General features: G+C 73.0%; 10 protein-coding genes. 7 read left to right on the top strand and 3 right to left on the bottom strand.

The genetic code is table 11. The features are described 5' to 3' along the window. Positions 1-80: 80 nt before the first annotated feature. The gene (locus ACYVGT_RS05540) at positions 81-1,457 is read right to left on the bottom strand and encodes a GntP family permease (protein ID WP_460855314.1); all 1,377 of its coding nucleotides are present in this window, start codon (positions 1,455-1,457) and stop codon (positions 81-83) included. Position 1,458: 1 nt separating this feature from the next. Then, positions 1,459-2,844, bottom strand: a complete 1,386-nt coding sequence (locus tag ACYVGT_RS05545; protein WP_460855315.1) for a homoserine dehydrogenase — start codon at positions 2,842-2,844, stop codon at positions 1,459-1,461. A gap of 162 nt (positions 2,845-3,006) precedes the next feature. Here ACYVGT_RS05545 and ACYVGT_RS05550 point away from each other — a divergent pair, with 162 nt between their 5' ends. Both ACYVGT_RS05550 and ACYVGT_RS05555 read left to right on the top strand, forming a co-directional pair. Beyond that, positions 3,007-3,789 carry a DeoR/GlpR family DNA-binding transcription regulator gene (locus ACYVGT_RS05550; RefSeq protein ID WP_460855316.1) on the top strand — a complete coding sequence of 261 codons (783 nt, stop codon included), beginning with the start codon at positions 3,007-3,009 and terminating at the stop codon, positions 3,787-3,789. A gap of 336 nt (positions 3,790-4,125) precedes the next feature. After that, a complete protein-coding gene (locus ACYVGT_RS05555; RefSeq protein ID WP_460855317.1) occupies positions 4,126-5,814 on the top strand; it encodes a BCCT family transporter in 1,689 nt (562 codons plus the stop codon). Between the two features lie 48 nt (positions 5,815-5,862). Here ACYVGT_RS05555 and ACYVGT_RS05560 read toward each other — a convergent pair whose 3' ends face one another. After that, entirely contained in the window at positions 5,863-6,741 is an 879-nt protein-coding gene (locus tag ACYVGT_RS05560; protein ID WP_460855318.1) for a MurR/RpiR family transcriptional regulator, read from the bottom strand. A 218-nt stretch (positions 6,742-6,959) separates the two neighbouring features. Between ACYVGT_RS05560 and ACYVGT_RS05565 the strand changes: the two genes are divergently transcribed. The 5 genes from ACYVGT_RS05565 to ACYVGT_RS05585 all read left to right on the top strand — a co-directional run bounded on the left by ACYVGT_RS05565 (position 6,960) and on the right by ACYVGT_RS05585 (position 13,082). After that, positions 6,960-8,099: an NAD(P)/FAD-dependent oxidoreductase gene (locus ACYVGT_RS05565; protein ID WP_460855319.1), complete on the top strand. Its 1,140-nt coding sequence runs from the start codon at positions 6,960-6,962 to the stop codon at positions 8,097-8,099. Positions 8,100-8,293: 194 nt separating this feature from the next. After that, positions 8,294-9,661: a sodium/glutamate symporter gene (locus tag ACYVGT_RS05570; protein WP_460855320.1), complete on the top strand. Its 1,368-nt coding sequence runs from the start codon at positions 8,294-8,296 to the stop codon at positions 9,659-9,661. An 82-nt stretch (positions 9,662-9,743) separates the two neighbouring features. Further along, on the top strand, positions 9,744-10,346 hold the full coding sequence (locus tag ACYVGT_RS05575) for a TetR/AcrR family transcriptional regulator (protein WP_460855321.1): 603 nt from the start codon (positions 9,744-9,746) through the stop codon (positions 10,344-10,346). Positions 10,347-10,399: 53 nt separating this feature from the next. Then, positions 10,400-11,737: a cytochrome P450 gene (locus ACYVGT_RS05580; RefSeq protein ID WP_460855322.1), complete on the top strand. Its 1,338-nt coding sequence runs from the start codon at positions 10,400-10,402 to the stop codon at positions 11,735-11,737. Positions 11,738-11,804: 67 nt separating this feature from the next. Continuing rightward, the gene (locus ACYVGT_RS05585) at positions 11,805-13,082 is read left to right on the top strand and encodes an FAD-dependent monooxygenase (protein WP_460855323.1); all 1,278 of its coding nucleotides are present in this window, start codon (positions 11,805-11,807) and stop codon (positions 13,080-13,082) included. Positions 13,083-13,135: the final 53 nt, after the last annotated feature.

The raw sequence follows: 13,135 nt of genomic DNA on the forward strand, positions 1-13,135 counted from the left end.
TCCAGGGTGGTCAGTCGTGCAGGGAGCCGCGGGCCTCCCGCCCCGGCTGGGGGCCGGGAGGCCGTCCGCCGCCCTGCCGGTCAGAGGGCTCCGGTCGCGATGAGGATGTTCAGGACGGCGAAGCCGGTGACGCCGGAGAGGGCCGAGGCGATGCCGATCGAGCGGATGCCCTGGCCCACCGTCAGGTTCGACAGGGTCGTGGTGACCCAGAAGCCCGACGAGTTCGCATGCTTCATGATCTGCGCACCGGTGGCGCACGCGAGGTAGACCACGAGCGGCTGCAGGTCGAGCGTCGGCAGGAGGGGCTGCATGATGGCGGCCGAGGTCATCACGCCCAGGATGTTGGAGCCGGTGATCGTGCACACGGCCGCCGCGACGAGGAACGGGATGACGACCGGCGAGAGTCCGGTGCTCTCGATCGCGCCGGCCACGCCCTCGGCCACGCCGGTCTCCCGGATGATGGTGGCCAGTGCCCCGCCGACGCCGGTGAGCGCCAGCGGCATCGCGGCGATGCGCAGCCCCGTCTCGAAGAGGTCGTTCAGCGTGGCCTTGTCCTTCCAGCGCCCGCGGAACAGCGGCAGGGCCAGCAGGCAGGCGAGGAAGAGCGCCGTGGTGGGTTCGCCGAGGAACAGCACGGTCCCGGTGACCCAGGACCCTTCGGGCAGAACCGGTGCCAGCAGCGACGCCGAGACGATGAAGACGATGGGGGCCAGGATCGGGGCGAGGGCGCCGAAGAGGGAGACGCGCGGCGCCTCGTCCCGGCCTTCGGCCGCGGGGCCGCCGCCATCCTCCGCGCCGCTTCCCGCCCCGCCGGCCAGGTGGGTGACGAACTCCGGCTTGGGCTCGACGTGGGTCTTGATGCGGGACAGGTACAGGGTGGCGGCGACCACCCCGGGGACCCCGACGGCGAGGCCGTAGAGGATCGCCTCGCCCATGCTGACCTCCAGCAGGGACGCCGAGGCGAGCGGGCCGGGGCCGGGCGGGACGACCGAGGTCATCACATAGGCGCCGAGGTAGAGGATGGGGCCGAGCTTCATCATCGAGATGCCCGTGCGGTAGGCCAGGGCGGAGACGATCGGGATGAGCATGACGACCGCGGTGTCCGCGATGAGCGGGATGCCGAGCACGGTGGAGGCGAGGGCGATCGCCCACGGCACCTTGTTCTCCGAGAACATGCGCAGCGCGGTCTCGGTGATCTTCATGGCCGCGCCGCTCAGCTCCAGCAGCTTGCCGAGCACGCAGCCGAAGATGATGAGCAGGCCGACGTCGGCCAGCGTGCTGCCGAAGCCTTCCTTGACCAGTTCCACTGCGCCGGTCCCGCCCATCCCGAGCACCAGGCCCAGCGCGATGACCACGATGAACAGCGTGGCCACCGGATGGACCTTGAACCGGGCGATGAGCAGCACTAGCAGGACGACGGCGCAGAGGAACGCCAGCAGGGTGTAGATCTCGGGCATGTCAGGCCCTTCTCCGGTCCAGGGGGGAGTCTTCGGCGCCCGCGCGCCAGAGGGCGAGCAGGTCGCCGTCGGGGGCGTCCAGGTCGTCCACGCGCAGTAGTGCGCCCGGGGCCACGTCGCGGGCCAGCGTGGCGTGGGCGGCGAGGTAGAGCGGCGCGGCGCCGGGCGGCGCGTCGGCGGCGTCCAGCAGCACCGGGCGCACCCCGGCCACTTCGTGGTGGTGCCCGCCCATGTCCAGCACCGTGCCGGCGCGGAGCGGCTCGGCGGCGCGCCCGGCGAGCACGGCGCGGAGGCGCGGCGGCCGGGCGCCCGCCGCTGCGCCGTGGACGGCCCGGTAGATGCTCAGCGGGGTCTCGACCCCCATCAGGTGGTAGGGCAGGTAGAGGCAGGCGTACTCGCCCGAGCGGGAGACCACGTGGCCCTTCTGGGCGAGGATCTCCCAGGAGGCCCGATCGCCGGTGCGGACGACGGCGAAGACCCCTCCGGCGAAGGACGCCTCGTCGGGCGTGCGCAGCACGGTGAAGACGTCGACCACCCCGGTGCGGCCGAGGATGCCCCCGCCGGACGCCGGCGTGTAGACGTCGGCCAGCTCGGCCGTGCGCACGACCGGGTAGTGCAGCGATTCAGTGTCCGGGGGCAGTCCGGTCCAGTTCGCCACCACGGCCATTTCGCAGTAGTCGGCGGCTGCCGCGCGCCGGATGCCGGAGACGGCCTGCGCCCGGGCGGCCAGCGTGGCGGGCACGTCGTCGCCGAGCGCGAGGAGCGCACCCAGCTCCGGGGCCTCGATCCGCTGGTCGAGGTAGGACACGTGCCCGTCGGCTGGGTCGTAGACCAGGTCGTACTCACCGGACTTGCCGATCGCCACGATGTCGAGGCCCAGGAAGCGGGCGCGCTCGGCCCATTCGATGAGGTTGGCCGGCTGGTCGCCGAGGCCGGGGGTGTAGACGACGCCGCGCTGCTGCGCCAGGGCCGCCAGGGCGACTCCGGCCACGGAGTCGACCTCCTTGGAAACCATCACGACGTGCCGTCCGGACTCGATGGCCGCCCGTGCGGCGGCAGCGCCGGCGCGCGGGTTGCCGGTGGCTTCGACGAGCACGTCGAAGGCGGCGGCGCCGAGCAGGGCGGTGTCGCCGACGACAGCGGTCTCTCCGCTGTCCAGGGCCGCCAGGTCGGCCGGGTCGGTGCAGATCCGCAGGGACTCGGGCGGGTAGCCGAGCTCGGCGCAGAGGGCGGCGGCACCCTCGGGGTCGAGGTCGCACAGGACGGCCGGGCGCATCCCGGGGATGTGCAGGGTCTGGGCGAGCAGCGTGCGGGCGAAGCCGCCGCGCGCTCCGGTGAGTGCGTAGCGCACCGGAGCCGGCGGGGGCTCCGCAGTGGTGGGGTGCATGGTTCTTCCTCTCTCGCGCCGCAGGGAGCGCGTGTGCGCCGCATCACGGCAGCGACCCGCCCTGTTTAACAACAGCGGAACACGCGAGTCAACTATTATCACGCTTGGTATCATTCGGTAACACTCGCTACCATTGCTCCGGCCAGAGCACGAAGGAGGGCCATGATCCCGGCACAACGGCGCGAACTCCTGCTGAGGGAGCTGCGCGGCGCGAACGTGCTCAGCGTCAAAGAGCTGTGCGACATCCTCGGCGTCTCGCACATGACGGTGCGCCGCGACATCACCACGCTGGAGGAGGAGGGCCGGGTGCGCTCGGTCCCCGGCGGGGTCGCGCTCGCGGCGCAGGTCCGCTCCGAGCCCTCCTACCGCGACAAGTCGCGGGTGGACCTGGCTGAGAAGCGGGCGATGGCCGGCGCGGCGGCCGCACTGGTCGGCGAGGGCCAGACGCTCTACCTCGACGCGGGTACCACCTTGGGCCAGCTCGTGCCCTGCCTGTGGGAGGTTCCGGGGCTCACGGTCATCACCAACGACCTCACCACGGCGGCGTCGATGACCGACCATCCCGGCGTGGACCTGTTCCTGGTGGGCGGGCGGATCGACCGGGAGAACCGCTCGGCGGTCGGCGACATCGCCGCCCAGGCCATCGCGGAGTTCAACATCGACATCGCCTTCATGTCCACCAGCTCCTGGGACCTGCACCGCGGATCGACGACGCCCTCCCGGGAGAAGGTCGCGGTCAAGCGCGCCGCAATGGCCGCCGCATCCATGTCCCTGCTGGTGGCCGGCGCCGACAAGTTCGGCACCTTCGGGACGTTCAAGGTCGCGCCGCTGGAGGGCTTCTCCCGGGTAATCACCGACGACCGCCTCCCGGAGTCCTCCGCCCGCGCGATCCGGGAGCGCGAGATCGGCCTGGACCTGGTCTCCGCCGGAACCGAGGATGCCTGACCGGATCCCGCACCGGCGCGGCCGCGGCACAGCGGAGCGCGAGCCCGGGGCGGAGCTCCGGCCTCAGCGCCGCAGCCGCAGGGCCGCCGGCAACGACCCGCCCACCGCCGGCCCGGCCGTGGTGGCCGAGCGGTCGGTCTAGCGATTATCGCAACGGATACACGGGTTGCGACTTCGTTATAGAAGGAGCAAAACACCAGCACACAGATGCGCAAAACACCTCTTGACGTGCGGTTACCCCCCGGAGAACGAGTGCCCTAGGACACCCCGGTCCACCGTGTTGCGATTTCTGACTGTTTGATTAGTCAATCGCAACGGAGTAGCACTGGGGAGGTTGTGATCCCGACATCGGAGGTGATGCGCGTCATCCGCTGGAACATCGATCCCAAAGTCTTCTGGCCGTCCCTGATCCTCGTAGTGGGCTTCACCGCGCCCTTCGTGGTCGCCCCGGCAACGGGCGAGCGCGTCCTGGGCAGCGTGCTGGAGCGCCTGGAGTCGGACTTCGGATGGGTCTACATCTGGTTCGTCCTGGGGCTGGCCGCCCTCCTCGTCTGGCTGGCGTGCAGCCGCTTCGGCTCCGTCAAGATGGGTGCCGCCGAGGACCGCCCCGAGTTCTCCACGCCCACGTGGCTGGCCATGCTCTTCACCGCCGCGATCGGCGGCGGCCTCATGTACTGGGGCATCATCGAGTGGGCGCACTACTACACGGAGCCGCCCTACGGCCTTGAGGCCCGCAGCACCGAGGCCGCCGAATGGGCCGCCACCTACCCGCTCTTCCACTGGGGCCTGACCGCGTGGGCGGTCTTCTGCGTCCCCTCGCTTGCGCTGGCCTACGCCTACCACGTGCGCAAGGTGCGCCGGCTGCGGCTCAGCGAGGCGTGCCGGGGCGTCCTCGGCGACCGGGTCGACGGCTGGGCGGGCCGGCTCATCGACGTCCTCTTCGTCCTCGGCATGATCGGCGCCGCCGGCACCTCGCTCGGGCTGGCCGTCCCCGCCGTCTCCGAGGGCGCCTCCCGCATGCTCGGAGTCGAGGCGACCACCGCCCTGAACACGGCGGTGATCGGACTGTGGACGCTGCTGTTCGGCGCCAGCGTCTTCTTCGGCCTGCACCGCGGCCTCAAGCGGCTGGCCAACCTGAACCTGTATCTGGCCGCGGCGCTGGGGCTGCTCATCCTCGTGCTGGGCCCCGCGGTGTTCATCCTCGACACCTTCACCAACAGCCTCGGCATGCTCGCACAGAACATCCTGCGCATGAGCACCTACACCGACCCGGTCGGCGGCTCGGGCTTCGAGGAGGTCTGGACCGTCTTCTACTGGGGCTGGTGGATCTCCTACGGCCCCTTCGTCGGCATGTTCTGCGCCAAGATCTCCAAGGGCCGGACGGTCCGCCAGATCATCATCGGCATGTGCGGGTTCGGCAGCCTCGGCTGCTGGCTGGCGTTCGCCCTGCTCGGCAACGCCGGCATGGCCTTCGAACTGGGCGGGGCCCCCATCGCCGACACTCTGGAGGCCGAGGGCGCCGTCCAAGCGATCTTCGTGACGCTGGAGGCCTTCCCGCTCAGCGGCCTCATCACCGCGCTGTTCCTGGCGCTGCTGATGATCTTCCTGGCCACCACCCTGGACTCGGCCTCCTACATCATGGGCTCGGCCACCTCCAAGGACCTGCCGAACGAGGTCGAGCCCGCCCGCGCCAACCGCATGCTCTGGGCGCTGGTACTGGCCGCCGTGTCGGTGTCGGTCATGTCGGCCGGCGGCGTCGAGGCGCTGCAGACCCTGTCCGTGGTGACCGCGTTCCCGCTCATCGCCGTTCTGGCCCTGGTCGCGGCCTCCCTGGTGCGCTGGCTGCGCGAGCACGAGCGCGCCACCGCCGCTGCACCACCGGCGGCTCCCCTCCCCCACGCCGGCGATGGCCCGGACGGGCCGCCCGGCGGCGGCGCTGACGGCGACAGCCACGGCCACGGCGACGGCGACGGCGACGGCGACTGCGGACAGGACTCTGCCGCCGAACTGCCCGCAACGCGCTGAACGCGCGGCCTGCCGGCGGACCCCTCGCGGGGGCGGGGTCCGCCGGCATCACCTGCGCTGCCGCGCCCGGGCTCCGGGCGAGAAGGCGTCCCGGAGCCGCTGCACGTCGTTCCTGGCGGCTATGGCCGCGGCAGGGTCCCGCCGGGCCAACTCGGCGACGAGCGCGTCGGCGAGGGCCCACGCCCCGGTGACCTCCGAGGCCGGCGAGTCGGCGGTGCCGGGCAGCGCGAGGTGGCGGACGCTGCCGAGGAGCCGCCGCGGGGGCCGCACCTGGGACAGCAGCACGGTGTGCGCAACGCGGCCGGCCGCCTCCCCGATGAGGTTCTCGGTGTCGGCGAGCAGGACCCGCGGGGCCACGATGACCAGCAGGTCGCCGCTGTCCAGGCGGTTGACGTCGTCGGCCAGTGCGTGGCCGCTGCCCGACATGGACCAGGCCCGGCGACCGATCCGCTCCAGCCCCAGACGCAGGTAGTCGGCCACGTGGAACCCGGTGCCGAGGCCGTGGACCACCGTGCGCGGCGCCGCATCGACCAGGTCGGCGACGGCCGCGAACTCGCCGGCGTCCAGCGTCTGGGCGAAGTGCAGCAGCAGTTCAGCCGAAGCGGTGAGCACGGTCTCGGCGGTGCTGCGGTGCGGCTGCTCCCCCTCGCGCTCGCCGAGCGAGTCCAGCCGCGACCGGATCACGGCGCCCAGCCCCCGCCCCCGCTCCGCCCGGCTCGCGCAGTGCTGCTTGAAGTCCTTGATCCCCTCGAAGCCGAGCTTGTAGGCCGCCCGGGTCACCGTCGCCTCGCTCGTTCCGGCGCGCCGCGCGATGTCGGCTGCGGTGCTGGTGGCAAAGCGGAGAGGGTCCTGCTCGGCGAGGGCCGCGACGTCGCGCTCGCCGGGCGTGAGTTCGCCCCGTTCCTGCGCCGGGCGCGTTTCATCCACCGAGGCCACTCCGCCCTCCACTCCCCAATCCCGGTCGGCTGCGGCCCGGAGGTCCCCGCCGCGCGCCGCGCTGGCGCCATTCAAGCACCGCCGGCGCGGCGCGTCGACGCAGCCCCGGCGCCGCGTGAAAATTTTCCAACACATTGACGAACAATGAAAGCTCTCCTACAGTGCTCCGCATCACAGCAACGCCGGAGACGGCAGCGGAAGGCAGGGACATGAGCTTCGAGTTCGTCATCGTCGGGGGCGGCGCCTACGGCTGCGCGGTCGCCTACCACCTCGCCTCGCGGGGCCATTCCGCCGCGGTACTCGAGGCCGGCGAGATCGGCGGGGGCGCCTCCGGCGGTCCGGGCAAGCGGGGCGTGCGGGGCAACCGGCGCGACCTAAGGGAGCTGCCGCTCCTGCGTGAGGCCCACACGCTGTGGCCGGGCCTGGCGGAGGAGCTCGGAGCCCCGACCGGCTACGTCCGGACCGGATCGCTGTCCGCCATCGAGAACGAGGTGGTGGGCGGCAAGGGCGGGCTGGTCGCGGCCGAGGCGCACGCACAGGCGCAGACCCGGTTCGGACTCGCCACGGAGCTGTGGTCGGCGGAAGAGGTGCGCTCGGCCGTTCCGGGGATCTCGGAGAACGTGCGGGCCGGGCTCTACGTCGCCGATGACGGCGTCGCCGCCCAGTACGCGACCACCCGCGCCTATGCTGCGGCCGCGGAGAAGCACGGCGCCGCGGTCCGCGAAGGCACCCGGGCGGTGGGGCTGCGGCCGCGGGAGGCCGGCCGCCGCGCCGCGGTGACCGCGGCCGACGGGCAGGTGTTCGAGGCGGAGCGGGCTGTCCTGCTGGCAGCGAACGCGGCCGTGCCGGGAATGCTCCGGGAGAGCTTCGGCGTCGCCCTGCCGGCCTGGACCGTCTACCCGCAGGTCGTCCTCCTCCGGCCCGAGCATCCGGTCGACCTGCCCGTGCTGCTGGGCCACGACAGCCGGCTCCTGTCGGCCAAGGCGATGGACGGCGGCCTCATCCAGCTCAGCGGCGGCTGGCGGGGCAGGTTCGACCCCGCGACGGGGCGCGCAGAACCGGTGGAGCAGAACGTCCGGGGCAACATCGCCCAACTCGAAGCGGTCCTTCCCGGGGCCGGCGCACTCGAGCGCGTCTCGGTGCACGTGTCCCGCCCCGAGACCGCGGCCGTGGACCAGATCCCGTTCATCGACGCGGTGCCCGGCGCACCGGGCTTCTACCTCGCCACCGGGTGGACCGGCCACGGCTGGGCCCTGCTCCCCGCCGCGTCGCGCGCCATCGCGGAGCTGCTGCGCTCGGGCGCGGCGCCGCCGGCCCTCACGCCGTTCTCGCTCAGCCGCATCCCCTAGGTCGTGTTTTTTGAACCATTCCTGGCTGCGCGACCACCAGGCTGCCTCTCGCTGCGCCGCTGCACTCGAAAAGCCAAACCAGGCTTAACTTCGCACAGCGGACTTGCGAGAGATTGCCTGGACGGCCGCTCGCCTGACGGAAGCCTTCAAAAACACTCCCTAACCCCGAGCAGCCCCCCGAAGGGAGTCCTCCGATGCCGGAGCTCATGGAATTCGATGACGCCGCACTGAACGCACTGCTCTTCTCCGCCCTCTGCCTGAGCGTGTTCCTCGTGCTGGGCATGCTGGTGCGGATGCTCGTCCCCGCGGTGAAGCGGCTCTTCCTGCCGGCCGCCCTGGTCGGCGGCATTCTCGGGCTCCTCAGCGGCCAGTACTTCCTGGGGATCGTCCCCGCGGAGATGTCGGCGACGTGGTCGGCCATGGCCGGGGTGCTCATCGCGGTGGTGTTCGCGCCGATGCTGCTCGGACAGCGGATCCCCTCGCTGCGGCAGGCGGCGCAGGAGGCCGGCCCGCAGATCTGGATGTCCTACTTCAGCAGCTTCGTGCAGGTGGCGATCCCGGCGCTGCTGGTCTACTTCCTCCTCGGCCCGGTGTTCGGCACCGACCCGCTCTTCTCCACCATCTTCGAGGCGTCCTGGTCGGGCGGGCACGGCACCGCCGCCGGAATGAAGGAGGTGTGGAGCGGCCTGGGCTGGGCCGACGGAAGCTCGCTGGCGCTGTTCGCGGCCACGGTCAGCCTCGTGTACGGCGTCGTGATGGGGACCGTGCTCCTCAACATCGCCGCACGGAGGGGGCACCTGGCCGGCGCCGCAGCGGCACCGCAGGAGAGCCGCTCCGACATCCTGGAGGAGGCGGACGACGCCCAGACGGCCCGCAGCCGGCTGCACACCTCCGCCCTGAGCAACCTGGCGTTCCACGCCTGCCTCATCGCGCTGGCGATCCTGATCGGCTATGTCGCCAAGGAGCTGCTCGACCGCGTCGTCACCGGGGTCCCGCTGTTCCCGCTGGCGATGCTCGGCGGCCTCGTCGTCCAGGCCGCCATCTCCCGGACCCGGCTCTACGCGCTGGTCGACAAGCCCACCCTCAACTCGATCGCCGGAATCGCCCTGGACTTCCTCGTCGTCTCCGCCATCGCGTCGCTCTCGGTGCCGGTCATGCTCGCCAACTGGCTTCCGCTGACCATCGTGATGGCCGCAATGGCGGTGGTGAGCGTGCTGATCTACTCCTACGTGGGGCCGCGCGTCTTCCGCGAGGACTGGGCCGAGAACTCGATCGCCCAGTTCGGCACGCAGACCGGCGTCGTCGCGATCGGGATGATGCTGCTCAGGGTGGCCGACCCGCAGATGAAGACCAACGCCTACCGCGCCTTCGCGCTACGCGCGCCGTTCGTCAGCCCCTTCATCGGGGGCGGGCTGGTGACGGCCTCGTTCCCGCTCATCGCGGCGGAGTACGGCAACCTCTGGCTCGGCCTGGGCTGCGCCGCACTCTGCGTCGCCCTGGTGCTCCTCGCCCGGCCCCTGGGCCTGTGGACCGCACCGGCCCGCGCACGGCAGCCGCACTGACGGTGCAGATCCGCGCAGGTCCGGCGGCCCCGGATACCCGGGCAGCTTGCACGCGGCGCGCGGATCGGCGAGATTGAGCGCCATGCAGACCGGGGGAAGCGGGCGTACGCCCCGCCAGCAGCGGGCCGCCGATGCGGCGATCGGGATCATCGCTGACGAGGGGCTGCGCGGGCTGACGCACCGCGCGGTGGACGCCGCCGCCGAGCTGCCGTCCGGCAGCACCAGCAGCTGCTTCCGGACGCGGATCGCCCTGCTCGGCGGGGTCCTCGACCGCCTGGTCGAGCTCGACGAGGCGGCACTCGGGCAGCTGCCGGCCCACAGCTGGGACCGCGGCTCGGCAGCGCACCGCGCACTCCTCGTCGACGGGCTCACCGACCTGCTCGCCTACTGGCTCGGGCCGGCGCGGACCCGGACGCGGGCCCGGCTGGAGCTGTACCTGGACGCGGCGCGGCGGCCGGAGCTGGCCGGCGCGCTGGAGGCGGCCAACCGCCGCTTCCTCGACCGCGCGGCGGCGGCGATGCGCGGCTCCGGCACGCCCGATCCGGAGGAGACCGCCCGGCTGCTGCTCGCACAGTTGGACGGCGTTCTCTACGACGCCCTCGCCCGGCCGTTCCTCGGGGAGGGCCGGGACTGGCTGCGGCGGGCGGTGCAAGCGGCGGTGGACGGCGCCGTCCCCGCGGGCTGACCGCCCGCACCGGACCGTAGTACGCTACAGGTGTAGCGATCTGGGAGAGGTCCATGAGCACGGTCCGCCGCAGCACCCCGCCCCCGCCCGCAGCACCGCAGTGGCATGGCCGCACGGTGCACTACCGCCCGGGCGAACTCCTCCTGGCCGGCTACCGCCGCCGCGGCCCGGTGCTGCGCGCGGGCGGATACGTCTATCTGCTCGGTCCCGAGGCGAACGCCTTCGTCTTCGCCAACTCCGACCTGTTCCGCTGGCGGGAGGCGTTCGCGGGGCTGGTGCCGGTGGACGGCCCGACGTCGCTCATCGTGAGCGACGGGGCGGAGCACAAGCGCCGGCGCCGCCTGGTCCAGCCGGCCCTGCACCACCGCCGGATCGGCGGCTACGTCGACACCATGGCCGCCAGCGCCGACGCCGCCCTCGACCGGTGGCGCCCGGGGCAGCGGGTCGACGTCTACCAGGAGCTGCGCGCGGCGATCCGGCGCAGCACGGTGCGCGCGCTGTTCGGTGCGCGGCTCGCCGCCGACGCCGACTTCTTCGGCGCCCAGCTCCAGGTGCTGCTGGACCTGGTCGACGGCCTGCCGCAGGGCGTGGAGTGGAAGCGGCGGCTGCGGACCCCGCACTGGCGGCGCGCGATGGCGGCCCGGTCCCGGGTGGACGCACGGATCGCCGAGGAGATCGCCCGGGTGCGGACCGGTGGCGCCGGCGCCGACGACCACGTGCTCGCCGCACTGGTACACGGCCGCGACGGCGACGGCCGGGGCCTGACCGACGCCGAAGCCCGCGACCAGGCGGTCACCCTGATCGCCGCCGGATTCGAGACGACCAGCGCCGCGGCCGCCTGGGCGGTGTATGCACTGCTCAGCACCGCTGGGGTGTGGGAGCGTGCGGCCGCGGAGGTGCAGGAGGTGCTCGGCGGCCGGCGGCCCGGCGCAGAGGACCTGCCGCGCCTGCCCTACCTGAACGGGGTGGTCCGGGAGACCCTCCGCCTCTACCCGCCGGCCGTGGTCTCGGCGCGCAAGGTCATCGCGGACTTCACGTTCGCCGGACGCCGGGTGCCCGCCGGCCGGATGCTCCTCTACAGCCCCTACGTCACGCACCGCCTCCCCGAGCTGTGGCAGGACCCGCTGGAGTTCCGCCCCGAGCGCTGGCTTCCGTCCGAGGGGAGCCGCGCGCCGCGGCCCAGCGAGTACCTGCCCTTCTCGGCCGGCCCGCACCGCTGTATCGGCGCCGCCTTCGCGACCACAGAGCTCACCGTGATGCTGGCCCGGCTGCTCTCCCGCACCGTGCTGCACCTCCCCGCGCAGAGCATCCGGCCGACCAGCTTCGCCGCCATGCGCCCGCGCGGCGGCCTGCTGGTCGACGTACGGGAACGGCGCCCGGCCACCGCCTAGCTCCTTCCCGCACCGCCCGTCAGCGGCGGGTACGCCGACCGTCAGCGGGCCCGCGCACGCTGGGCGCATGAACACCGCACAGCGAACCGTACTCATCTCCGGCGGCGGGATCGCCGGCCCCGCCCTGGCCCACTGGCTGCTGCGCGCTGGGTTCGCGCCCACCATCGTGGAGCGCGCCCCCGCCAAGCGCGAGGCCGGCCACCGGATCGAACTCGGGCGCACCGGCGTCGACATGCTCGACCGCATGGGGGTGGGCCAGCGGATCCGGCAGGCCGGCGGCCCGCTGCCCAACCCGACCCTGCTCGTCGGGCAGCACGGCCGCGAGGCGACCCTCCCCGCCCAGCCCGACGCGGCCGGTGCGACGCTGGCGGTGCGCCGCGGCGACATCTACGCCGCGGTGGACAGCCTGGCCGCCGACTCCGCCGAGTACATCTTCGACGACAGCGTCACCGCCATCGAGCAGCGGGCCGGCGGCACCCGGGTGTCCTTCGAGCGCAGCCGCCCGCGCGACTTCGACCTCGTGGTGGGCGCCGACGGCATCAACTCCATGGTGCGCTCACTCGCCTTCGGGCCGCGCGAGCGCTACGCCCGCTTCCTCGGCACCAACCTCGCCATCACCGCCATCGGCAACTACCTCGGACTGCACGACCGGATGATGGTCCGCACCTGGCCGCAGCGCGGCATCGCGCTCACCACATTCCCCGGCAACACCGAGCTGGAGGCCACGTTCCTGGTCCGGGAGCACACGCCGGCGGACGCCCGCGGGCAGAGCCGCAGCGAGCTCCTGGACTACGTGGAGCGCACCTTCGCCGGCGCCGACTGGGAGGTCCCCGAGGTGCTGCGCCGCATCCGCGCGGCGGACGGCGGCAGCCTCCACGTCGCCCCCAGCGTGCAGATCCGGATGCCCGCCTGGACGGCGGGTCGGGTCGCGCTGGTGGGCGACGCCGCCTACTGCCCGGACCCGATGAGCGGCGAGGGCACCACGCTCGCGCTCGCCGGGGCCTACGTCCTCGCCGGCGAACTCGTCCAGGCCGACGGGGACCCGGCCTGGGCGTTCCCCGCCTACGAGCGGGTGATGCGCGAGGTGGTCAAGGCGGCCCAGGGGGTGGGCGAGACCGGCACCGCCCTGCTGGCCCCCCGCACCGGCCCGGCCGGACTCTGGCTGCGCGACCAGGCGATGCGCGTCTCGCTGCCGGTGGTCAGCCTCGGCGCGCGGCTGGGATTCCGGTTCGCCGGCCCCGACAAGGTCGGTGCGCTGCTGCCGGACTACAGCTTCCCGGACGCGCCCCGGCCCGGCACCGGGACCGAGCGGCACCGCGAGCACGCGCCGGCCGATGGCCGCTGACGGCGCCCGGCCGCCTGCTGCGCCGCCTGCGCGGCGGCGCGCCGCCCTGCGGC

The sequence above is a fragment of the Nocardiopsis coralliicola genome, from assembly GCF_054779695.1.

What these genes read in the sequence shown, in the direction of transcription:
- ACYVGT_RS05540 (WP_460855314.1), bottom strand. Translation starts at nt 1,457, where the DNA reads ATGCCCGAGATCTACACCCTGCTGGCGTTCCTCTGCGCCGTCGTCCTG.
- ACYVGT_RS05545 (WP_460855315.1), bottom strand. Translation starts at nt 2,844, where the DNA reads ATGCACCCCACCACTGCGGAGCCCCCGCCGGCTCCGGTGCGCTACGCA.
- ACYVGT_RS05550 (WP_460855316.1), top strand. Translation starts at nt 3,007, where the DNA reads ATGATCCCGGCACAACGGCGCGAACTCCTGCTGAGGGAGCTGCGCGGC.
- ACYVGT_RS05565 (WP_460855319.1), top strand. Translation starts at nt 6,960, where the DNA reads ATGAGCTTCGAGTTCGTCATCGTCGGGGGCGGCGCCTACGGCTGCGCG.
- ACYVGT_RS05570 (WP_460855320.1), top strand. Translation starts at nt 8,294, where the DNA reads ATGCCGGAGCTCATGGAATTCGATGACGCCGCACTGAACGCACTGCTC.
- ACYVGT_RS05575 (WP_460855321.1), top strand. Translation starts at nt 9,744, where the DNA reads ATGCAGACCGGGGGAAGCGGGCGTACGCCCCGCCAGCAGCGGGCCGCC.
- ACYVGT_RS05580 (WP_460855322.1), top strand. Translation starts at nt 10,400, where the DNA reads ATGAGCACGGTCCGCCGCAGCACCCCGCCCCCGCCCGCAGCACCGCAG.
- ACYVGT_RS05585 (WP_460855323.1), top strand. Translation starts at nt 11,805, where the DNA reads ATGAACACCGCACAGCGAACCGTACTCATCTCCGGCGGCGGGATCGCC.